Source organism: Acholeplasma laidlawii PG-8A, assembly GCF_000018785.1.
GTDB lineage: Bacteria > Bacillota_I > Bacilli_A > Acholeplasmatales > Acholeplasmataceae > Acholeplasma > Acholeplasma laidlawii.
Genome location: NC_010163.1, coordinates 447,190 through 470,930, shown reverse-complemented (window position 1 = coordinate 470,930; position 23,741 = coordinate 447,190). Strand labels below are relative to the sequence as shown.

Genomic DNA, 23,741 nt, shown 5'->3' with positions numbered 1-23,741 from the left:
TGATGATATTGATCTATTTTTCTATTACGTAACCGCTTGTATATTGAATGTTTACGATTTTACTAGAAACTAAATTTATTTCGTCTATAATTAAAAGTGAGGTGATAATCATGAATAATAATAAATTTAAATTAAGAGAAAATGATTGGCGAAATGGCGCATTAGTTTATCAAGTCTTAGTGGATAGATTTAATCCTTCAAGTCATTTAGAGTCTAAAAAAGGGTTATATCTATATCCTAAAACGCTAAATGATTGGCATAGTTTACCAAAACCAGGTACATTCTTAGAAGAACATAGGTATTGGTCTCATGAACTAGATTTTTGGGGTGGAGATTTAAATAGCTTAAATGAACGTTTAGAGTATATTAAACATCTTGGTGTAGATGTATTATACTTAAACCCTATTTTTGAATCCCTTTCTAACCATAAGTATGATGCAACTAATTTTTTAGAGATATCTAAAGAATATGGTACAAAAGAGGATTTAAAAAAACTGATTCAAAATGTGCATGCTCATGATATGAAAATCATGCTAGATGGTGTGTTTAACCATGTTGGTGTAGGAAACCCAATGTTTCAAAAAGCACTTAAACATGAGGGCTTTAGACACTTCTTTGATTTTAATGATAGCTATCCTAGAGGTGTTCGATTATGGGCTGATGCCCCAAGTTTACCTGAACTTAATTTAGAGCATGAAGATGTTAAAAACTATATCTTCAAACAAGATGATTCGGTCATTAGAACATATATTAAAATGGGTATTGATGGTTGGAGATTAGATGTTGCTTTTGATATCGGTTTTGATATCTTAAGTGAACTAAGAGATTATGCTAGAAAAGATAAACTTGATGTCATGATTGTAGGTGAGATTTGGAACTATCCCGAAAAATGGTTAAAATCTATTGACGGCGTTATGAATTTTACATTTAGAGAGATTACTTTAAGATTGTTATCAGGTGAACTATCACCTCATAAAGCGATTCATATGCTTAAAGATACCATTGATGATGCCGGTATTGAACCCATATTAAAATCTTGGAATTTACTTGATAATCACGATGTTGCAAGATTAAAGCATCTTCTACCTAAACTGGAACTACAACGTCTTGCTCAAGTGATGCAGTTTACACTCCCAGGTTCACCCAATCTATACTATGGTACTGAACTTGGCATGGATGGTGCAAACGATCCAATGAATAGAGCACCGATGAACTGGGATTTATTTAATGATAAAAATGAAACTCTAAAGTGGACTCAATCTTTAATTAGTCTTCATAAAAGAGAAAGATCTCTTAAAATTGGTGATTTTATAGCCATAAATGCAGATGACTTATTATGTTATATGCGTATTACTGATAAAGTTGAGGATACTTGTATCATCGCGATAAATCCATCTAAAGAGGACGTTTCTGAAACTGTCTTATTAAAAGATTCAAGATTAATGAATTATTCTAATTTTAAAACTGTTTTAGGTAAAGCAAAACCTGTTACGCTATTAGCTGGACTCATGAATTTTACATTAGAACCATACGGGTTTGTTGTATTAAAACCAGAAACCAAACCTCAAAAAAGCTATACACCATATAAACGCGTTTAAATAGTTAAATAATAAGGGCAGCTGTTCACACTAAAAACAACTGCCCTTTTCTTATACTTTTATTTATTTTTTCTCGTAAAAAATCACTTTATTTCTACCACTGTTTTTACCAGAGTATAATGCTTTATCTGCTTGTTCTATCAAATCATTTATATCTATATTATCAGTTTTATCTGTAACAGTAACACCAATACTTGTAGTGATTTGTTCAAACGGTACTTTCAATTTAAAGGTATCCATTTTAATATGATTTGCTAGGTTGATGATTTCTAATTTATCTAGGTTGTACGTGATTCCAATAAACTCCTCACCACCATATCGGTAAAATTTTACTGGGTATGTTTTAGAAAACACTTCTAATAGTCGTGCAAATTCTGTAAGTACTTGATCGCCATTTAAGTGACCATAGTTATCGTTATACTTTTTAAAACGGTCTATATCAAACATCATAAGACCCATATAATTATATGCCTTAAATGTATCTTTTTGAGCATATTCAAATAGTGATCGGCGGTTTGGTAGACCTGTTAAAAAGTCTGTTTCTCTTTCTATTAAAAGTGCTCTGTGTATATCAAAATTTTTCAATCTAGTGACTAAGAAGATTCTACCAAATAACATGCCAGCTACAAGACTGATAAATGTGTTTAATAAATCAACTGAGGCTATATCAAACGTCTTATATTGAAAAGATAATATCGTATGAATAATAAACATTAACACTAAATAGATGTTTATCTTATATGGTTTATCTACAAATATTATAGGTGCAACAACAAAGAATATGAGTGCAGTACCAGCTGGTCTAGATTGAAATCTATCTATACTTAGGTATACTACAAATATAAAGAAAACAATACCAAATGTATAAGCAAACACTAAAGGTTTTTCATGAAATGGTTTAAAGTTAAATAGGATAAGTAAAAGTATAAAAACACTAAATATAACTAGATAAGCCGGTAAGGTTTCTAGCATGGATGGTCTAAATAGTGAAAAAAACATTGGGATTAAAATAGTAACCAATGAAAAAATAAATGCGATAGGTATTAGTTGTTTATTGTAACGTATAATGTCATGCTTATTACGTTCAAATAAAGGGTTCATATTAAAAAATAGACCCTTAATCATAGATTTAATGAACATGCTTTCTCTCCCAAAAAATGATTCGTTTTATTATACACTATAAATTAATAAATTTCACATTATCGTTAATTACTGTAAACATTTGACTTACTTGATGATATATGTTTTTATATTTTTTTTCCTTTTTATGACTAAGTCCAGCGAATAAAGTAATAATCATCGTCGTCCATATAGTTTGTTTTAACAAACCCGTGCTTGTAGTAGAATTTTTCAGCTCCAATGTTATCTTTATGTACTCCTAAGACAATTGGTCTTACACCAAATTCTTCATACATATTAGAAATAACTTTTTCAATCACAAAAGAACCCAATCCAACATTTCTATATTTTTGAATAATTATAAAATCCATCAATCTGTAAAAGGGCACGTCTTTGAGTTCTAGAGGATCTGTTTCCCAACTAATCCCTTCTCCTATGAGTAATACACCAGCAAGTACATTTTGATATTTTATTAAATATGTATGTCCTTTTAAATGATGCTCAAGTCCATAATTCGTATATGCATTAATAGAATCTAAGGAATCTACAAAAGATTCACTCACATCTGATCTTTCTATATTTTGAAGTTGTTCAGAATTTATATCGCTAATATATTCTATAGTGATATGATTAAAATCCATGTTCATCTATCCCCATTTTTGTTTTATATGCTTTACATCATTATAGCAAATAATTGATACAATAGACGTTTTCTTAATTATACTTATTTAAGGTAAAAAAGGCTTGACATCAAATTATGATTATCAAGCCATTTCATATGTATTAATTTGAGTAGTCTAGTCGATAAAACTTATAACTTGTGATAGATATATATAAAGGTATTGTAAAAAAGATTGTCATCCATGACTTACCATAAAGATATGAAATAATAAATATCAGTAAACTTATTAAATATAATGCTATTATAAACAATAACTGATTTCTATTTTTAAAAATATACATTGTAGATTTAGCCAATTTATGTTTTCCCAAGAAAATGATTGTACTGATTATGATTGCAATAATTAATAAAAAAGCTAAATGATTTACCATAAGTGTTAGTGCATATAAAGTAATACTTACTATATCTATCACTACTAAGTTATATTTATAGAAGACTAAATCATAAGGTTTTCTATAAAAGTACTTCGTATAAAGTCCTCTAAACCATACGTTATTTACTAAATACGTGATGATGCTACTGATTAAAAATATGATAGATATGACAATAAGTATCATACCAATTGCCTCTTCATTCTTGGTCACTAAATAATTTCCAAATGGGAAAATTAGTAAAGATACTATAAATAAACCTAAAGCTATAAAGTATAACACTTTAAATTTAGTAATGATTTTAAGGTTTACCTCTTCATTTAAGACAGGTTTAGACAATTCTTTAGCACTTAAGAGTTCTGATACCGTAATCCCTAGTAGTTCTGCGAGTGGATTGATAAGTGTAATATCGGGTAGACTACTGCCTGTTTCCCATTTACTTATCACCTTGTCTGATACATTAAGTTTTTGGGCTAACTCTTTTTGAGTAAGTCTTAATGTTTTTCTTCTTTCCAAAATGATTGTTTTTAACTGTTCCATATGTTACCTCCACATTTATTATAGGTCTATTATAGGTCCTTTTTTCAATATACCTTATCTCCGAAAACGTGAATGACTCTATATAATGGAGATAATAATGTATTTTTACTTATTGTTAGAATATATGTATCAACTTACTAGTATTTCACAACTTATCTAATCAATTCTATTTCTACTTCTTGAATACCGATTAAATCCTGTAATTCTTTTAATGTTCTTTCAATATCAAATGATTGAATTTGAAATAGAATTTGATCTCTATATGTTAATACACGGTCTCCACCATGTACAGCAATATTGGTAGCATTTTGTTGATTTTCTTGGATCAACTCTTTAATGAGGGTATTTGCTGGCCATAATATATCTCTTACTGTTTTCCCTATAACAAACGCATTTTCTTGAATGGTTGCTTTAGCATTGTATAAATTCCAGACTCTATTTTGATCTTGAATCTTCATAAATCTTTTTAAAGCAATTTCATTTAAAGGTTTCATATGTAATAATTCTGCAATTAATATACCTGCTAAAATAGCAACCATCATAAATATGATTGTTTCTGGATGAAGGGATGCTTCAATAATAAATGCTATGGTTGTAATAGGTGCTTGCATGGAGGTACTAAAAAATACACTCATGCCAATTAAAACAATTGCAGCTGTATATTCACTATTTAATCCAATTAAAATAGACACTTCATTAAATATACCTGCATATAAAGCTCCAATCACTAATACAGGAATAAATAACCCACCTGTTGTACCACTTGATGATACAACAATTGTAATAATTTTTAAAACGATGAGTAATACAATCATACCAAAACTAAACTGTCTATCAAATAACGGTTCTATAATACTATGATGGCCATTTCCAATGGTTTCAATAACAAATAAACCAACAAAACCTACAAGCAAGAAATTTATTGTTAATTTCACAAAAAGTGGAACTTTTTTGAATTTATAAGCACTCATATTCCCAAAAAAGTCAATTAGGAAATTAAACCCTGCAGCTAATAAACCTGCTCCAATGCCCAATAAAGGTGCTAACCAAATAAATTCAAATGGTATATTTTTAAATTCATTTGTCAGTGAGAAAAATGCAGTATGGTTACCGAATACATAATCGAGTATTCTCATAGTTACAGATGCAAAAACAGCTCCACTCATAGCAACAGATAAAAGCATAAAGGAGAACTTCTTATGCATCTCTTCTAATGTAAATATCGTTCCTGCAAAAATCGAGCCTGTAGCGATTGAAAATCCAGCTGATGCACCAGCAGTAAGTAAATATTTTCTATGTGCTGGATGTGCTTTTCCAAGATCATCTACGCCACCTGAAATTGCCGTTCCCATGATTACAGAAGGACCTTCAATACCAAATGGTAATCCAGCAAAGAATACTAACTGAGCTGAAATGAATGTTGAAATCAATGTTTTTAACCAATTAAATAAAAGAATTCCGCGAACAAACCCTGCCGCTCTTGAAATCGCTCCACCACCTGCATGAGGTTCCCATTTAATAAGTAGAGACACTAAATAAGCAAGAACAACTAAACCTATTCAAAAAATGGTAAATACCATAGATTTGACTGAACTGATAAGTATATCGAATAGGTAAGTTCTAATAATAAACTACTTAAGTAGCGAAATAAGTATAAAAATAAACCTGTAATAATACCTGTAATTCCTGAATATAATAATACGATAACCAACATATGGTTGAGTGATGTTTTTTCTTTCATCATGATTTACCGTCTCTTTCCAAATGAATATTATACGCTCATTTTCATAAAATAAAAGTATTTTTTTTCAGAAAATTTTCAAGATTAGTTACAGTAATTAATAGATTAATATTTATCAACTTTTAACTGATGAAATTGCGAAAGATCTTCTAAAATATATATCATCGGTTTAATTGTCTAGACAATCCACATAATTATTGATACTTTAAAGTGAAAACTAAAAATCAGAATCTTTCACTTTTTTCTTTAGTATTTCTTTCAATTCACTAGTTTTTATTACAAATGTAAATTTATATTTTTTATGTTTCGTATGAATAATTAATCTCATATATCGATTGTAGTACTCAGCTTTTACAATCTCTTTATAGCTAAGTCGAACATCGTTTCTAAAATACATTTTAATGACTATTTCATTGTTGTCATAGCTCAATGGGACAGGTTTAATAATATATCTACCTAAATAAAATACAGAAAAAACCATTGCTAGCATATATATATAAGTTGCTACTTCTTGAGCTGTGTTTATATAAGTTTCAGTTGTTATCAATCTCTGAATGAGTATTATCGTGCCTACTATGGCAATAATAAAAACCGGATAAATCGCTGGATTCACTATAATTTTCTTTTTCATTAGAATACCTACTTTATATACATTACACCAATTAGTATTTACTGATGTTTTTAAACTTTAATACTAAAAGTTACTTATCTTATTTATATTTTATTTATGAATCTGAAAGCATAAATGGTTATGCATTTAACGACCAACACTTTACTACTTTAGATCTGACTAAATAAGAAGACTAAAAACTAACGGAAATAGTAGAATAAATTACCCCCGTAATTTTTATCTACATTTTCTTTGGTATCAAAAACAATATATTCTTCTTTAAAAAGATTGATACTATCAATTTCTTTAATTCTAGATAAATACCTATCTCTTATAATATGTGTAATGCCATTTTTTTCATTTTCTATTTTATCTAATTCTGTAAAATAGAATATAGTAACAGTTGAAAACATTTTCTCGATACGCCAAATATGAGCCTTTTCCTTAAATTCATTGAGTATCTCTTTTGTAATACCTTTTTCTATTTTATCAAGTAGTATTTCAGCATAGTCTGTAGTAAAACCAAAACGGTAATCTACATAAGTATTAGTTTTATTAATTTTAGTTTTAAAGTTCTTTAGTTTAGTTAGTTCGATGAGTTTATCCATTATTAAATCTTGCTTAATTTTGTCATTTACCATTTTATAAGCAGTTGGAAAATTAGCAAGTTCCACACTTACTTTATTCTGCATCATTTCACGCTCACTGTAAGATGAAACATGAATGGCTAATAGATATTTCTTTTGATAAAAAAATGAGTTCTTTTTTGGTCTATCAAAAAAGCCAAACTTATCTATAGTTATGTTGAATACTGTAATACCAAAAGTATTTTCAATATATTTTCTAAGTTCTGCATATACAAAATGCATTGTTTTTTCGTTTTTTAGTATTTTTAAAGTGTCATAAAAATTATCTTTACTACGTTTAGATAGCCAAACCATGTTGAATCCCCCTAATTTATCGTCTTAACATCCCTTCCTTTTATTATACTTTATTATTATTAATAATCAGAAGTTTACTATTTGTATAATAGATAATATTAGTGGTACTAAAATAAAGAACACCAACCTTCTAAATTAAAAGTTTGATGTTTTTATGCTATTTTCAGATAAGTGATAGATGTCCAATAAGTGCTATTTTAACGAAAGCAAGGTAATTGTTTCCATATGAATTGTGGACGGAAACATTCTAACTGGAATGATTTTTTTAATATCATATAAATCTTTTAAGCCATTGATATCTCTTGCTAGTGATTTTAAATCACAAGACACATATACAATCGTCTTAATCTGATTGAGTTTTACTAGTTCAATAATACTTTCCGTTAATCCACTTCTTGGTGGATCAAACACTATAGCATCTGCATGTTTAATGTATGCTTCTAGTTTTTCTTCTACTTGTCCATGAATCAACTCTACATGGTCTACTTGATTTACCTTTAATATCTTCTTAGCTTGAATAATTGAATCTAGATTAGATTCAATTGCGTATACCTTTTTAGCATCAATATATTGACCAATACTTGCCATACCAGCATAGGCATCAATGACTGTGTGATTTTGGGTAAGTTTCTTAATTTCATCATACATTAAAATTGCTACATCTTTATTTACCTGGAAGAAACTTTCAGGTCCTATTTCAAATGATAAGTGATTAAATGTCATCTTTAAGGTCTCTAGACCATAAACATGAATCGATTCATCTGATAGGTTTTCAAAACTTCTTTTTTCAATATTTAGGTAGATGGATTCAAAGTGCTTTTTAAGTTCATCTATGATGCTTTCTGTACCTTCAAACTTAAGTTTTATACCAATGATAAGCATCACATCTTTACCGTTTGTTCTAAGGGTAAAGTTTTTAATATCATTCGTTTCTAATTTAAAGGTTTTGAGCCATTTATTTAAAACTGTAATTTTATCATTTATGACAGGTAGTGCAAGATGATGTGTTTCAATCGGTTCAAGATAATTAGAGTTTTCTTCATAGGTACCAATCTTTAATGAACCACCAATATGTTTCACATGTAAAGTGATTTTATTTCTGTAGTTTAGTTTCTTACCATCTGTGATAGTATCTTCTACTTCAACATCTAAATTGGTTATTTTTTTAATCGTTTCTTTAGTAATCTTTTGTTGCCATAGGCATTCTGCTTTTAAGGATAGACCAAAAAACGGTGCATAGTCAAAAGAGTTTTCAGATACACGTTGTTTATTTTTTTGAATAAGTTCTACAAGTTTTGCTTGTTGGAAATTCTTTTTTGATTTTGTGATTTCTATGATGCCTACTTCATCATCAAACATACCTTTTATAAAGGTTACTTTATCATCTATTCTTGTTACACCTTGACCTTGGTAATCAAGATCATTTGTTTTTACTTTTAATCTCATTATTTTAGCTATAGAAGTTATTAAATATACTTCCACCATTTCTTATTTCAAATAATTATCACACATCATATTTTAGCATATTGAGACCATATTAGTTAAATATCAAGTTTGTATTCATGATAAATAAAATTATAAATAGTATCAGTTTTGATAAAAAAGCCTGATACTAAGTTATCAGGCTATCTAATTTTAGGTGTGTTATAATGATTAAACCTTAAAAGGTTTGTGTCGAAATGCTATTTTATTCTTTTATGTTAATACTTGACAAATATAAAATAATAAACATCCAAATCATAAATAATTATTCAATAATACGATGTTATTAACATTCTATAGAGTCAGAAGACTTTTATTAAGCAGGGTTAACCATTCAATCCACTGATCATCATTTTCTATTTGTGCTTTATAAATCGTATCATTCAAATATTTTTTTATTAATAAATATGGGATTTTCTTTAGCCTTTCGAAAACTTCGACTGCACCCGGCCAATTCAAATCTTGTAACCAAACTAGAAGATCGGGTAATAAGTTAATTATTTCACTATCGGACTTATTACTTAGTACAATAGCACAACCTAAAGCAATATCTTTCCACCAAATTCCTTGATTCTCATAAAATTCATTTTGTAATGGTGCAATTAGCATTTTAAAATTATAATCTTTCCTACTTGATAATACCTTAATCGCTATAGTTTGTTTTTCTTTATTATTCCAATTTAACTCTGACAATAGTTTTAAAATATCACCAGTCATTGTATAACCCCCTTCCTTATTAACCTATCAAATATAAGTATAAATTCTCTGACTCATTAACCAAGTCAACAATAATTTTAATAAAATCTGTATAATTATTTGTTGTATGCGCTTTATCTAGTGTATCATAATAATCCGCTCTATTCTCTGTTTTGATTACGACGGGTGGATAGCCACTTTGAATGAGTTCAAAATTTAATAAAAGTCTTGCTGTTCTACCATTCCCATCGATAAATGGGTGTATTTTTACGAACTCTCCATGTAAGTAACAAGCCCTTACTACAGGGTGTAAATCTTTCCAACTTTGATATTTTTCAATCATTTTCTGCATTTCATATGGAACATTTAAGTATACTGATGGCACATGCTTAGCACCACTGATAAACACATTTTCTTGTCTATATTTACCAGCATTAGTAGAATCAATCTCTTTCAAAATTAAATAATGAACAGCTTTAATATCATATTCTGAAAGTTTAACGTTTTTACTGACTAGGTCTTCAATGTATTCAATTGCTTCTTTATGATTAATTATCTCTAAATGATCTTTTAATGGTTTTCCTTTAATTGTTATGCCGTTTTCTAAGACTACTTTTGTTTCTGATAAAGTAAGTGTATTACCTTCAATTGCATTAGAATTATAAGTCCATTCAATAATTAATTTATCTCTTAATTGTCTAGTCATGTTTTGAGAGAATGGTCGATGGGAATCAATTGTATCCTTTTTTTCATCAATAATACTAAAATCTATTGAATCAAAGAACAAGTCATTAACTTGTCGATATCTTTTATCAATAGGCTTTTGAGCATCTTCTGGGATTAACCAAGTTTTACCAACTTTTTTCACACCATGTATTCTACCTTCTGTGCAAAGTACTCTAATTCTTCTTTCTTTAATATTCCATTTAGTAGCAAAATAAGATATGTTTTTGTATTCCATTACTTCACCTTCCTATTATGCCGTTATCGGCACAATATCAGTATATCATAGTTTATTCGCTAAGTCAACATTATGCCGTTATCGGCACAATATAGCTATTCAAATTTAGTTTAATCAATCGTTTTTTGTGTTATGCTTTCGTGTTTTATATTGACCATTTGTGTTTTTATACTAACATTTTTGATAGCGCGTTTAAACTCACAAAGCGAAACCTATAATAGAACGGTATTATTATAAAGAAAAAAGGGATATTCTCCCTATTTTCGTATACTGTAAGGTCGATACTATTGTATCAACACTATTGTTAAATTATGGCGGAACAAGAGGGATTTGAACCCTCGCGGCTATTACACCCTACACGCTTTCCAAGCGTGCCTCTTCAGCCTCTTGAGTATTGTTCCGTGTGAAGGACTTAATATTTAAGTCCTTTAATATATGTATTTATAAGTGCTTCAACTTCGTAAGGGTGATCTAGTAATAATGCTTTTTCGGCAATTTCTTCTAGTGCCTTATAAGTTGTTTTAGAAATCAAGTATTTGTTTTCTAAAATTAAGTTTGCATGCATGCTTAAATGTTTGATACCTAAGCCAATAAGTAGTAAACTTTGAGCTTTATGGCCAGCCATTTCACCGCACACGCTAACTATTATACCATGCTTATTAGTCTTGTCAATCATAGATTTGATGGTGGACAAAAGAATTGGATTATATGGTTGATAAAGATATGCTACACGTTCATTCATTCTATCTGCTGCAAACATGTATTGAATCAGGTCATTGGTTCCAATACTGATGAAATCAATATGTGGTAAAAACTTTTCTATACCAAGTGCAGCGGATGGTACTTCAACCATCATACCAATCTTTGGATAATTTACTTCATGTCCTTCAATCTTTAATGCTTGATAAGTTTCATCTAGTATCTTCTTCGCATCCATGAGTTCTTTTAAAGTTGAAATCATTGGAAACATGACTTTAATATTTTGATGTGTATTAGCACGTAAGATAGCACGAAGCTGAGTTTTAAATAATGATGGATAACTTAGGCTATATCTGATTGCTCTATTACCTAAAAATGGGTTTAATTCTTTACGCATATTGAGGTAACTTAAGTTTTTATCGCCACCAATATCAAGCGTTCTAATAGTGACTTCATTAGTTTCAAATGATGTTGCTACCTTTTCATAGAAGATAAATAGTTCATCTTCGGTTGGAAAATCATCAGATTCTAAATACTGGTTTTCTGTACGTAATAAACCAATACCTGAAGCATTAGCATCTAGTGCTTCTTGAATGTCTAAATCAACACCAATGTTTGCAGCTAAATGGACTTCATGATTGTCTATGGTTGCTGTTTTAAGGTCTTTTATTGTTTCATACGTTGATTGTAATTTAAGTGCTTCTTGCTGTTTAGTTTGGTATGTTTTGATGGTATCTTCACTAGGTTCTAATAAAATATCCCCTGTGTGTCCATCAATGATTGCAAGTGTGTCGTGATGTATTTTACTTACATCAACACCCGTAATTGCAGGAATACCTAAATTACGTGCAAGAATTGCTGAGTGACTTGTTTTAGATCCTTTTTCAATGACAATACCTTTAATAAAAGTTGTGTCTAAATTGATTGTTTCTGAAGGGACTAAGTCTGTTGCTACAAGTATCACATCTTCATTAAACACATAAAGACTATGCGTTTTTCCACTTAAAATATGTAATACTCTATTTGAAATATCTTCTAAATCAGAGATACGTTCCTTAATGTATGGATTATCACTTAACTCAAACATATCTATCATTTCACTCATAGTTTGCTTAAATGCGTAGGCAGCATCTAGATTAAAGTCATTTATTTTAACATGCGCATTTTTTATCATTTCAGGGTCATTAATCATCATTTGTTGCGCACTAAAGATTTGGGCATGTTCAACCCCAATTCTTTCTTCAGCTTGCTTGGTTAGATTTTCAAGTTCCTTATCTGCTTTATAAAGTGCATCCCCTAAGCGCTTGATTTCAAATGCTTTGTCGGTTGCATACTTATTCATTGCAAACATGTTATTTAGTTTGAATTGATGTACCTTAGCAATTGCTATACCACTGGATACACCATTACCTTTAAGTTTTGTCATTAGGGTTAAATAACCTCTCTTTTGAATGCCTCTACAATTGCAAAATCGTTATCTTTAACTATCGCTAGTGATGTTGTCACATAGTTTACAATGTTACTTACCCTTTGAGGTGGCACTGCGATAAATAATTGAATACTTAATGAGTTATAGAACTTCATCATCGCATCAATTCTAGACTCATCCATGTTGTTAAATGCTTCGTCAAATAATACCATACAACCCGCATCAATACGTTTATTTTTACTTAATAGTTGTTGGAAACTTGCTGCAATAACAATATAGAATGGTACCTGAGTCTCACCACCAGATTTTTCTTTACTTACCTTACTAAAGTATGATTTGTTACCATTTTCGTTTGTGACTTCAATATCATAACTCATGTAATAGCGGTAATCTAAAAATTGTAATGCAAACTTATCATTTTCAGGATCAAATGAAGCAATCTTATTAAATAACTCCATTAATATAATTTCTTTACGTTTAGATAGGTTTTCTGTAAATAAGGTATGTTTAGCTACCGCATCAGAGTCCATAATGATATCATAGTATGTTCTAAACTCTGGATTCTCTGATGGTTTTGTAACAAGCTCATAACTATCTGTACCAAAGTGCTTTCCAGTTAAGGCCTGGTTAAGTTCTGCAATTTGAATTTGAGCGGATTCAATTGATGCTCTTAGTTTACCTACAAATTCTTCTCTAAATCCGGTTTCAGAAGCTTTTCTTAAGTCAATTGCTTCTTGTTCATACTTCATTAAATTATTGTCTTTAATCAAGACATACTCTTTTTCAAATTCAATGAGCTCTGATAGATCTGGTGCAGCACCAAAGTGATAGTTTATAATATATGCACGCATTAAGTTTACAACATCAGCTTCTGCACGTGCATTTTGAGATTTAATTTGAATTGTAGATTGTGCTAAATCTCTAGAAATCAAGTCATAATTTGACTGATATCTCACTTTTAATGCGTTAAACTGGTTATAAGCTATCGGTAAAAGTGTTGGATATTTTTGATTCCACTCTTTTTGTTCCTTTAAATAATTGGATAATGCATCTCGTGATTCTTCAATTTGTTCAAGAATACGTGTTTTTTCACTACGTAAATCAGCCATTTGATCAGCTAACTTTTCAAAATCTAGACGTAGTTGACGTTTCTTGTTACGCTCTTCATCAAGTTGTGACTCTAATTCAGCAATCTTAGGATTACTTGATAAATTCGCTACTTTTTGTTCTAGTTCAATGTATTCTTTTCTTGTTTGTTTAATATTATCAAAGTATCTAATTTGATTAGAAGATACAATATGTCCTAATTTAGATTGTTGTAATAATCTGAGTGACATTTGGTTTTTCTCAAGTAAATTGGATACACGTTTAAGATCACTTGTCAGTTCACCTACTAACTTAGTATCCATTTCTACTTGAAGTTGTGTCGATGAATTACCAATGTAAGGTACTTGATATTGACTTGGATTGATTTGTCTTGCTGTGTGGTTAGCATAAGTCATTGCAGACTTAGTAATTGATCTTTGATGATTTTTTAAATCACTTAAATTATCAACTGTGACAACATACCCCATGGTCATGTTGACATAGTTTCTAGCATAAGGATGATCTGTTGTTACTTTAGCAGCAAGTGAATTTGGTAAGCATGTTGTATATTCACCGATTTTAGCAGTATTGACTAACCCTACACCGTAAATAGATAATTCATTTTTAACACGGTCATAGACTTCAAGTGCATCATTAAAGTATAGTGGATCAATAATCAAGTCAAAACGTCTTGTATTTAGGTAACCCTCTAATGCATCACGCCATGCTTCATCCTTAACTTCAATTAGATCTGAAAAAGCACGCACACGTACATCTTTTTTATAATAATTTGATAGTTCTGTATTAATAGCATCCATTAAGGATTGGACATTTCTAGGATATGTTTTGACATTTCTTTTTAGTGCATTTAATCTGTTTTCAGCAATCCTTAATTCATTTAAGATATTATTTCTTTCTTTTTCAAGTTCAGATTTTTCTACACTTAAAGCATTTAAATAACCACTTGCTGCAGATTGTGCACCTTCAATGTAACTGCTTAATTCTAAAATATTTGAATTTTCCTCGTGACCAGAATAATATTTTAGGAATGCTGAGATATGTGTATTTGGATTTAAATTCACAAAGTCTCTATATAAATCAAGTTCTCTATTTAGAGTTGCTTTTAAATCACTGACAATCACTTTTTGTTCATTATACTGGTTTCCCTTAGCATGCAGTTGTTCTTTTAGGTTTGAAAGGGTACGAGTGATATCATCATTTTGACGTGATGTCTCAAGTTCTAAAATCGTTTCATCATTCGATGTTATTTGTCTATCTAAATCATCTTTTTGACGTTTTAGTACTTCATATTTAGCATTCACTTTATCCAGTAAATTTTCAGAATGATTTAAAAAGGTTTCTCTTTTTTCAATAAATGCCATTTGATCAATTAACTCATTGGTTGTAATTTGATCTAGGTTTTGATTAAGAGACTCACCCAAAGTAATAATTTTTTCTAATTTTTCTAATTTTTCCTTGTCTAAGCGAATTTGACCTTCAACTCGTTTAAGTTGTGTCACATTATTTTTTAGACTTTGAATATCAATGGGTTCATCGTCTAATAAGAATTCAAAAACAAATGATTGTAAATCAATCGGTCTAAAAGCCAGTGCTTTAGGTAATATTTTTGAGTATTTTTTAGCATCAATACCAAAGTATTTAGCAAGTGCATCACGGTATTGACGTTGTGAATCAAACGGTATAAAATCAATCGATAATGTTTTTAAATATGCTTTCATGGAGCGGTAATCTCTTGGCGTATTTTTATCCATAAAAATACCATCATGAAGATTTAAGTTTTCTAGTAAGTAAAATCTTTCTTTTAAGTTACCCATTTTAGGTAACTCTAAGACTGCACCAATAATACCAAATTCATCACTTTGTTCATCATAAAACTCTAATGCAACATGAGTGATAACATCCCCTGAACGGATAAATTCTTTATTTTCAGCACCAATACGACCACGAACGTAACCCTCAAGGGTACGTTTGGCATCATCAGTTGCTGCAATATTAAATTTAGCACCGGATTTTCCACCGACTAATAAATATTGTAAGGCGTCAAGTAATGTTGATTTACCAGCACCGTTTTCACCAGAGATTAATGTATTACCATCTATTTTAATGGTTTGGTCTGTAAACAAATGCCAATTAATCAGTTTAATCTTCGTCAACTTCTTCATTTACATTACCCCCTTTAACATAGTCGTCTATGTGATCTAATAATTCTTTGATGCTGTCTGTTCTAATGACATATAAAATCGTTGGATATATCTTAATTCTTGCATCATCATTTAATTTACTATCCATATAATCAATGATGTTATAGCTCTTAAGTAATTGAAGACTAGGTTTTAATGTTTCTTTAGTCATACGTTTGTTATCTAGGTAACCTACTTTAGTGAGTTCATCATGAACCTCACTTAAGTATATTTCAACGTTTTCATCCAAAGTAATGACATTCATCTTCGATTGATATAACATTCTAATAATTAGTAATAAAATACTTTCAGCTTTTCTAAGTCTTAAGTGATTAAAGTTTGATATATTTTTGATATATAAGACTTCTTCATGTCGCTCAATAATAAGTTCAAAATCTGATAAACAAAAATAGGCTTCAAATATTTCCTTATATGCTAATACAAAACGGTAATCATTTGCATCAGCAATCTTTTTTCTGGTGATGAAGTTCACTTGAAGTAATTTGTTTACAATTCTAGAAAAAACAGTTTTTTCTGCTTCTTTTAAGACTACAAACTCTTCACTTAGTTTTTTAATTGCTTGGTTTTTGTTCATCATAAGCTTTTTCCTTTAACAAAGATTTCAAAATCAGTAAATTTAATATGTCCAATTCTCGTATCATAATTTAATAATCTAACATCGTAAACCATACCTGTTGATTTACTAAATAAGAAGATTAAGATCAGTTTAACAAAATCATCGTTTGATTCTAATTCAATATGACTTGCTAATATTCTTGGTGCATCGCCTAGTAAGTAAGTGACATAGTTGTTAATTTCTTTTTTAGAAAATAAGTTTGCCTTAAGTAGGCTTGCCATCTTACGTTCCTTAACCTCATCAGAGATATCTTGGTTATAGTCAATTTCCTCTGCAACAGCATCCACTCTTGGCCTTCTAACTGTCTGAAGCGAGTTTTCATCTAAGTTTCTAGCTCTAAAAAGGTTAAATATTTGACTATAATCTACCTTTTTATCGCTTAATATAATCTTAAATAAACGATTCATTAAGCCTTCTAAGTCCTCTGATGTGTTAGTTAAAAACATAATCTTAGATGCTGCAGCATTAATGTATAATTCATTTTTATTATCAATACCTTCAATTAAATACTCAATGGCATCAATAGAATCTTTTATATAGCGAATACGTTCTTCAACATAGTTATATGCATCATTATATTGAAGTGCTTTTCTTTTTGTTAGTGCTTGTTCTGCCATAGTTTCCATAAAACCTTCATTTTGGTAAATATAGGATATATTTTCTAAAATACTACGTTTATATCTCGGTAGTGAATCTGTCGTTTTTAAATGATAATATGCACTATCAAAGAAGTTTGTTTTATAGTCTATAAGTAGTTTTTCTAAAACTTTTTGTAAATCATCTTTTCTATCCTTTTTAACTAAATCAAAGTAAAAACGGTAAATGTTTGCTTTTAAAGTTTTAAGTTTCCTTAAGACATCTTCAATCTTTTGATATGCTTGTTCTACAATAGTTAAACCATCTAAAATATCAAAAGATGACAAAAGAGAGTACACGGTGTAAATTTCACCGGTATACTCGTTTTCTTCACCCATTTGAATTCTTTTAAGTAAATCAATAATTTTGATGGAGTAATCGAATAAATTTAAAGATGTTTTATAATCCCCTAGTTCTTCTTCACCTAACCAACCATTTTGCTTTAATACATTAATGACAGAAACAGACTTTTGACGTGAAGTAGTGACTTCACTATCCCCCATCTGAAAATCTTCTTTAAGTTCATCAAAATAGTCAACTAACTTATCAATCACATAGCCTCGTTCACCTTGAAACGCATTTTCAATTGAGTTGGTGGCATCATATATGATAAACAGACAGTCTACGTATATATGTTTGTTTGGAGAAGATAAGACATTAAATAGTGTATCAGGGATATTATCAAATAGATGCAAGACTAAATCCTCCTATTGCCTTTTCTTACTTATTGTATCATTTTTTGATGATTATTTCACTAAATTGATGATAAATTCGTGATAATAACTACTAAGTACTTATAATATTTAATTATCCATTAAAAGAAGGCCTGATTATGAACAGTCTTTTATACCTCGGTAATCACATCTGATATATGTATAACAAAAAAAATAGCACGAATGTGCTATTTAGTTTAATGTTTTGATAACTACTTTTCTACCTTTATAATTCACTTCTTTTTTTGCATTAAGACGTCTTACAGAATCTTTTCTAAGTCCGAAAACTGTTTCGTTTTTATGGTGTCTAATATCGCCAATATTTTTAGAGAAGATACCATATTCTTTTTCCATGAATTTAAATAGTGTCGGAGGTGTTAGTCCATCTGCTTTACCGATATTTAGAGTGAAGTCAACATATTGGCCACTGCCACGAGCTGGTGAAGCATCTCTTGATGATCTTGAATCTTTTCTACCTTTGTCATTTCCTCTTTCATCTTGACTTCTTCTTGATGCTTTTTCAGGAATGATTTCAATTGTTTCGTAAGTTTTTTTAGTAGGCAGCATGCTGTCTAGTAAGTAATTTAATAGTTGATCCTTAGAACCTTCATCCACTAATAATTCTTTAATAGCTTCTAAATGGTTTGGATATTCATTTGCTAGTTCAGTTTTAATTTTATGTTTAAATGTTTTAAGTTGTTCTTTGTAAACATCATCAGCTGTTGGCACTTCTAAGCGTTTAATATCTGCTTTAGTGTAGTGAGCTAACATATCTAACATACGACGTTTAAGTGGTGTAACAAATGTGAATGCTTTACCTTTTTTACCAGCACGACCTGTACGGCCAATACGGTGAACATAGATTTCATCTTGTTGAGGTAAATCATAGTTTACAATAATTTCAACATCATCAACGTCTAACCCTCTAGCTGCAACGTCTGTTGCTACTAAGATAGATAGTTGTTTACTTCTAAAACGATTCATAACGTATGTACGTTGTGATTGTTTTAAGTCACCATGAAGTGCATCCGCAGTAAATCCTGCTTTTTGTAAACTTTCAGTAATTCTATCCGCACCTGCTTTTGTATTCACAAAAATAATTGCAGTTGATGGATTTTCAAAATCTAATAGACGTTCTAATAAACTTTGTTTTTCTTTTTCTTTAACTAAGAAGTAAGCTTGAGTAATACGATCAACTGTTAAACTTTTTGCTTCAATTTTAATAAGCTCAGGATTTTTTTGATAGTTTTTAGCTATCTTTTTAATAAATGCTGGCATTGTTGCAGAAAATAATACAGTTTGACGTGTTTCTGGTGTTGTTTGTAGAATGCGTTCGATATCATCTTGGAAACCCATTTTTAACATTTCATCAGCTTCATCTAATGTAAGTGTTGTAATGTGTGATAAATCCACTGTACCTCGATCGATATGATCAATAATACGTCCTGGTGTTGCAACAATGATATGTGGTTTTCTGTCTAGTTCCTTGAATTGTTTTTCATAGGACTCACCACCAACGATGGTTGTAACTCTTAATTCTGGGTAAAACTTCACTAATTTAATAATCTCTTTGTACACTTGATTTGTTAATTCTCTAGTTGGAGTTAAAATTAAACCTTGAGTTTGTCTTAAGGATGTATCAGTTTTTTCGACCATCGGTATGCCAAAAGCAAATGTCTTTCCTGTTCCTGTTTGAGCTTGACCGATTAAGTCTAAACCTAAAATCATCTTTGGAATTGCTTGTTCCTGTATTGGTGTAGCTTCAGTAAAACCTAATTTTTCTAATGCTACTTTTGTTGTATCTAATATTGGTAAATCGTTAAATAAAATTGCCATTTAGTATCCCTTATTTCTTTTTCGTTTTTTGAACCTTATCAAGTATACCATGATGCCACTCATTTTTATGCATATTTACAAAAAAAGATGATTTTCACATCATCTTTCACAATCTTCTTCTATACAGTATTTAATTCCAGAGTCCTTTTCATACATCTTAATTAAGGTTTGTTCAATATCAGAAATAGAACTAACGCCCACTAATCTAAACCCATGGGTAAAGGTAAGTGTTGGAGCAGTATCGATTTTTTGAAGTGCTGCATGTTCTAATTGATTTTTAACAATTCTTAAACTCTTATGATCTTTTAAATTTGTTTGTAAATCTTTAATATCTACATGATATGGTGATAAACGGCTTTCTAAACCAGTTGTCAAATCAGTTTTACTTTTAAATAAATCAAAAACAGTACATAAATAACTGTGTTTTAATCCTTTTTTTCTCCCATACTGAAATATTTCATGGTATTTAAAGTGCTCTTCTTTTTGCGGTAAAGATCTAAATAAGATATCCACATCTTTAGAATGTTTAAAGCGCTCAAAGGCATTATTTAAATTATTTATGACTTCTAAACTCTCTTGATTGAAGTCAAACCAAATTTCAACTCTCATGTCATCACCTAAAATTATTTTAACATGCCATAAAAAATAAAACCGCATAAACGATAATTTATGCGGACTTTGTGTTATTTTAAGTTTTTAGAGATGAAACTATGAATACTTTCTTTTGTATCTAGTGCTCTAATTTCTTGTTTTGATGTTTCATCTATATAGATAGTAGCAATCTTGCTAATCAACTCTAAATGCTCTTTTTGATAGCTGTTTGGCATTGCAATTGCGTATATTTCCTTTACTGGTAAACCATCGATTGCTTGATAGTCTATTTCGTTTTTTAAGCGAATATATAGCATCGTTGGAAACATCACAGATGTATCTAAAGTATGTGGCATACCTAGACCTTCACCAAGACCTGTCGAAATTTCGCTTTCACGTTTTTCTAGCGCTTTTTTAAAATCAGCACTTTCAGTAATACGCCCTAATGCTTTAAGTGCATTAGCAATAAAGTCAAAGAGTTCATCTTTACTGGATACTTCTAAATCTAAATGGATATGATCAATTTCAAATAAGTTCATATATTATTTCCTTTACTCGTTTAGCCTAAGTGATTATATATGATTATAGATTTGAAGTCAAATGATTCATGTTAACAAATCGGTTTCATTTTTTACTTAGATATCTTTTGTATTAGATTTGATTACTTCATATCCTTGAGACTTAATTGCTTGGTCAATTTTATCAATATCTAGTTTTGAGTCATCAAATTCTAATTTAACTTTACTTGAATTAACATGACATTGACACTATCTTTATTAACACCATCTAAGCCTTTTACTGCATTATTTATTTTTTGTAGACAAGACGGACAAGTTAATGTTTCTAATTGAATTGTAGTTTTTTTCATTATTATTACTTCCTTTATTTTTATTTTATACTTCTATTATATACTCAAGTATTTTAATAAACCTTGATTTAAATCAATTAATCTTTGTTTTAAATCTTAAAAGTCTCATGGCATTTAAAATGACTACTAATATACTTGCTTCATGAACTAACATACCAATACTCATATTCACCCATTCACCCCAAAATAAACTTACTAATAATACGACTACAACGCCTATTGCAATTAATATATTTTGGATCATATTATGTTTAGTTGCTTTTGCTAACCCTAAAGCATGTGGTAATTTATTGATGTTATCATTCATTAATACAACATCTGATGTTTCAATCGCAACATCGGTTCCACCACCCATTGCTATACCAATATGTGCAAGTGCAATCGATGGACTATCATTCACACCATCCCCTACAAAGGCGATGATATGACCTTCATTCATTAGTTCCTTAATGTAGTTTGCTTTATCTTCTGGTAACATGTTGCCAATTGCTTTTGTAAGTCCTAACTCTTTAGCTACGATATCAACACTACCTTGATTATCACCAGATAATACGATTAAGTTTTTAACACCCATTTTTTTGATATGTTTTAAATCCTTTTTAAGATTCGGTCTTACTTCATCACGAATACCCATTAAACTTACTAACTTTTCATCTATAGCCGTAAGCACTATGGAGTGTCCTTCATGTTCTAATCTACTAATTTCATCCATGATATCTGACTTTATTTCTATACCATTATCTTTCATAAGTACTGTATTTCCAATAAATACTTTTCTTTCATGAATACTTGCAACAATCCCACCACCTTTGATAACATCTGTGTGGTCTATAGGTAGTGTTTTGGCATCTTTCAAATGATTGGTAATAGCCTTTGCAAGCGGATGATCTGATTGTTTTTCTACACTGTAAATATAAGGTATGATATCTTTTTTATCCAATTCATAATAAGCCTCATATCTTAGTACAGGGTGTCCAATTGTAAGTGTTCCTGTTTTATCAAAAACGATGGTATCCACCTTACTAAAGTTACCAATCACTTCGCTACCCTTTAGTAACACACCATGTCTTGCACCATTTCCAATACCTGCAACATTAGATACTGGTACACCAATCACAAGCGCACCCGGGCAACCTAGTACGAGTATTGTAATAGCTAATGCTACATCTTGTGTAATCACCCAAACAATAAGCGCAAGTACTAAAACAAACGGCGTATACCATGTAGCAAACCTATCAATAAACTTTTCAGCCTCAGACTTCGAATCTTGTGCTTCTTCAACAAGTTCTATGATTTTACCAAACGTAGTATCTTCTCCTACTTTTTGTGCAATGATTTCTATTGTTCCATTATCTAAAATCGTACCTGCAAATACTTTGGAGTCGACAACTTTTTTAACAGATACTGCTTCACCTGTAATACTTGCTTCATTAATATAGGCACTACCACTTAAAACAATACCATCCACAGGCACCTTAGCACCCGTTTTAACTAATAAAATATCAGTTACTTCTACATCATCAATACCAACTTCTAAAAACTCACCATCATCCATCTTTTTAAGTGCAGTTTCAGGTGCCATTTCAGTTAGTGCCTTAATCGCTGATCTTGTCTTATTAAGTGTTCTTTGTTCTAAATAAGCACCAAATAAAAATAGGAATGTAACAATTGCAGACTCTTCATATGCCTTAATAATAAATGCACCAACAACTGCAATTGTAACAAGTAAATCAATACTAATAACTTTCACTTTTAATGCTTGAAAGGCAGATATTGCAATCGGTAATACACCTATAACAGATGCAATGATAAATGTTACATCAAATATCAGTTTTTGATCGAAAACATAATGTGCTATAAACCCTGATACAATCAATAAGAATGAAAGTATCATGATTTTCATCCTTTGTTTATGTATAAATGAGACCATCAGACCACCGCACTTTCATCATATGCCTTATTAAGTTCTTCTAGCATTTGGTAAACGGCTTCATAACTTTCACATACATCATGTGGTACTTTATAATGATTAGTGATTACTTTTAACGCTTCAAACTCATTTTTTAAGTCTAAATTACTTTGATTAAGTTTATCATCAAGTACATCAAATACGCGTCTTACATCATGAAACTCAGGATGTAGTTTACCATGTACACGATCAACAATTGGTACATACATTTTTAATTTATCCATATATGTATTTCTAGCTAACTTAAAACTATTTTCTTTCATTGTTCATACCTCTTTTCTTATTCTACACCCTTATTATAGTATGAACATAAAAATAAAAACTTGACCTAAATC

General features: G+C 30.2%; 20 protein-coding genes, 1 tRNA gene and 1 pseudogene. 1 reads left to right on the top strand and 21 read right to left on the bottom strand.

Annotated features, from left to right (window positions below):
* Window positions 1-110 precede the first annotated feature (110 nt).
* Entirely contained in the window at window positions 111-1,598 is a 1,488-nt protein-coding gene (locus ACL_RS02245) for a glycoside hydrolase family 13 protein (protein WP_012242399.1), read from the top strand.
* Between the two features lie 63 nt (window positions 1,599-1,661).
* Here ACL_RS02245 and ACL_RS02240 read toward each other — a convergent pair whose 3' ends face one another.
* The 21 genes and pseudogenes from ACL_RS02240 to ACL_RS02140 all read right to left on the bottom strand — a co-directional run bounded on the left by ACL_RS02240 (window position 1,662) and on the right by ACL_RS02140 (window position 23,669).
* On the bottom strand, window positions 1,662-2,738 hold the full coding sequence (locus tag ACL_RS02240; protein WP_012242398.1) for a GGDEF domain-containing protein: 1,077 nt from the start codon (window positions 2,736-2,738) through the stop codon (window positions 1,662-1,664).
* Between the two features lie 131 nt (window positions 2,739-2,869).
* Window positions 2,870-3,358: a GNAT family N-acetyltransferase gene (locus ACL_RS02235; protein WP_012242397.1), complete on the bottom strand. Its 489-nt coding sequence runs from the start codon at window positions 3,356-3,358 to the stop codon at window positions 2,870-2,872.
* Window positions 3,359-3,500: 142 nt separating this feature from the next.
* The gene (locus ACL_RS07195) at window positions 3,501-4,310 is read right to left on the bottom strand and encodes a helix-turn-helix domain-containing protein (protein WP_012242396.1); all 810 of its coding nucleotides are present in this window, start codon (window positions 4,308-4,310) and stop codon (window positions 3,501-3,503) included.
* A gap of 152 nt (window positions 4,311-4,462) precedes the next feature.
* Complete coding sequence (locus ACL_RS02225; protein ID WP_012242395.1) at window positions 4,463-5,842, bottom strand: chloride channel protein; 1,380 nt, start codon at window positions 5,840-5,842, stop codon at window positions 4,463-4,465.
* A gap of 23 nt (window positions 5,843-5,865) precedes the next feature.
* Window positions 5,866-6,054, bottom strand: a complete 189-nt coding sequence (locus ACL_RS02220) for a hypothetical protein (RefSeq protein WP_012242394.1) — start codon at window positions 6,052-6,054, stop codon at window positions 5,866-5,868.
* 214 nt (window positions 6,055-6,268) lie between these two features.
* Window positions 6,269-6,682 carry a hypothetical protein gene (locus ACL_RS02215; RefSeq protein WP_012242393.1) on the bottom strand — a complete coding sequence of 138 codons (414 nt, stop codon included), beginning with the start codon at window positions 6,680-6,682 and terminating at the stop codon, window positions 6,269-6,271.
* A 179-nt stretch (window positions 6,683-6,861) separates the two neighbouring features.
* Complete coding sequence (locus ACL_RS02210; RefSeq protein ID WP_012242392.1) at window positions 6,862-7,602, bottom strand: hypothetical protein; 741 nt, start codon at window positions 7,600-7,602, stop codon at window positions 6,862-6,864.
* Between the two features lie 192 nt (window positions 7,603-7,794).
* The gene (gene rlmD, locus ACL_RS02205) at window positions 7,795-9,048 is read right to left on the bottom strand and encodes a 23S rRNA (uracil(1939)-C(5))-methyltransferase RlmD (RefSeq protein ID WP_041633799.1); all 1,254 of its coding nucleotides are present in this window, start codon (window positions 9,046-9,048) and stop codon (window positions 7,795-7,797) included.
* Window positions 9,049-9,378: 330 nt separating this feature from the next.
* On the bottom strand, window positions 9,379-9,801 hold the full coding sequence (locus ACL_RS02200) for a DUF5071 domain-containing protein (protein ID WP_012242390.1): 423 nt from the start codon (window positions 9,799-9,801) through the stop codon (window positions 9,379-9,381).
* Window positions 9,802-9,820: 19 nt separating this feature from the next.
* Window positions 9,821-10,552 carry a Fic family protein gene (locus tag ACL_RS02195; RefSeq protein ID WP_041634635.1) on the bottom strand — a complete coding sequence of 244 codons (732 nt, stop codon included), beginning with the start codon at window positions 10,550-10,552 and terminating at the stop codon, window positions 9,821-9,823.
* Between the two features lie 501 nt (window positions 10,553-11,053).
* Window positions 11,054-11,142: transfer RNA gene (locus tag ACL_RS02190), tRNA-Ser, on the bottom strand.
* 11 nt (window positions 11,143-11,153) lie between these two features.
* Window positions 11,154-12,866, bottom strand: coding sequence for a phosphoenolpyruvate--protein phosphotransferase (gene ptsP / locus ACL_RS02185; protein WP_012242388.1), 1,713 nt, complete (start codon window positions 12,864-12,866; stop codon window positions 11,154-11,156).
* Between the two features lie 5 nt (window positions 12,867-12,871).
* Complete coding sequence (locus tag ACL_RS02180) at window positions 12,872-16,138, bottom strand: ATP-binding protein (protein ID WP_012242387.1); 3,267 nt, start codon at window positions 16,136-16,138, stop codon at window positions 12,872-12,874.
* A complete protein-coding gene (locus ACL_RS02175) occupies window positions 16,116-16,754 on the bottom strand; it encodes a DUF4194 domain-containing protein (RefSeq protein ID WP_041633790.1) in 639 nt (212 codons plus the stop codon). Before ACL_RS02175 ends, ACL_RS02180 begins: the two co-directional genes overlap by 23 nt.
* Window positions 16,751-18,124, bottom strand: coding sequence for a Wadjet anti-phage system protein JetA family protein (locus ACL_RS02170; RefSeq protein ID WP_041633789.1), 1,374 nt, complete (start codon window positions 18,122-18,124; stop codon window positions 16,751-16,753). The genes ACL_RS02175 and ACL_RS02170 overlap by 4 nt, the downstream gene beginning before the upstream one ends.
* A gap of 210 nt (window positions 18,125-18,334) precedes the next feature.
* Window positions 18,335-19,978 (bottom strand): DEAD/DEAH box helicase, encoded by a 1,644-nt coding sequence (locus ACL_RS02165; protein WP_012242384.1) that lies wholly within the window; start codon window positions 19,976-19,978, stop codon window positions 18,335-18,337.
* A 99-nt stretch (window positions 19,979-20,077) separates the two neighbouring features.
* Entirely contained in the window at window positions 20,078-20,587 is a 510-nt protein-coding gene (locus ACL_RS02160; RefSeq protein ID WP_041633786.1) for a hypothetical protein, read from the bottom strand.
* 74 nt (window positions 20,588-20,661) lie between these two features.
* Window positions 20,662-21,108 carry a PTS sugar transporter subunit IIA gene (locus ACL_RS02155; protein WP_012242382.1) on the bottom strand — a complete coding sequence of 149 codons (447 nt, stop codon included), beginning with the start codon at window positions 21,106-21,108 and terminating at the stop codon, window positions 20,662-20,664.
* Window positions 21,109-21,204: 96 nt separating this feature from the next.
* Window positions 21,205-21,437, bottom strand: a pseudogene (locus ACL_RS07580) (heavy-metal-associated domain-containing protein).
* A gap of 73 nt (window positions 21,438-21,510) precedes the next feature.
* On the bottom strand, window positions 21,511-23,367 hold the full coding sequence (locus ACL_RS02145; protein ID WP_012242380.1) for a heavy metal translocating P-type ATPase: 1,857 nt from the start codon (window positions 23,365-23,367) through the stop codon (window positions 21,511-21,513).
* The gene (locus tag ACL_RS02140) at window positions 23,367-23,669 is read right to left on the bottom strand and encodes a hypothetical protein (RefSeq protein WP_012242379.1); all 303 of its coding nucleotides are present in this window, start codon (window positions 23,667-23,669) and stop codon (window positions 23,367-23,369) included. Before ACL_RS02140 ends, ACL_RS02145 begins: the two co-directional genes overlap by 1 nt.
* Window positions 23,670-23,741 lie beyond the last annotated feature (72 nt).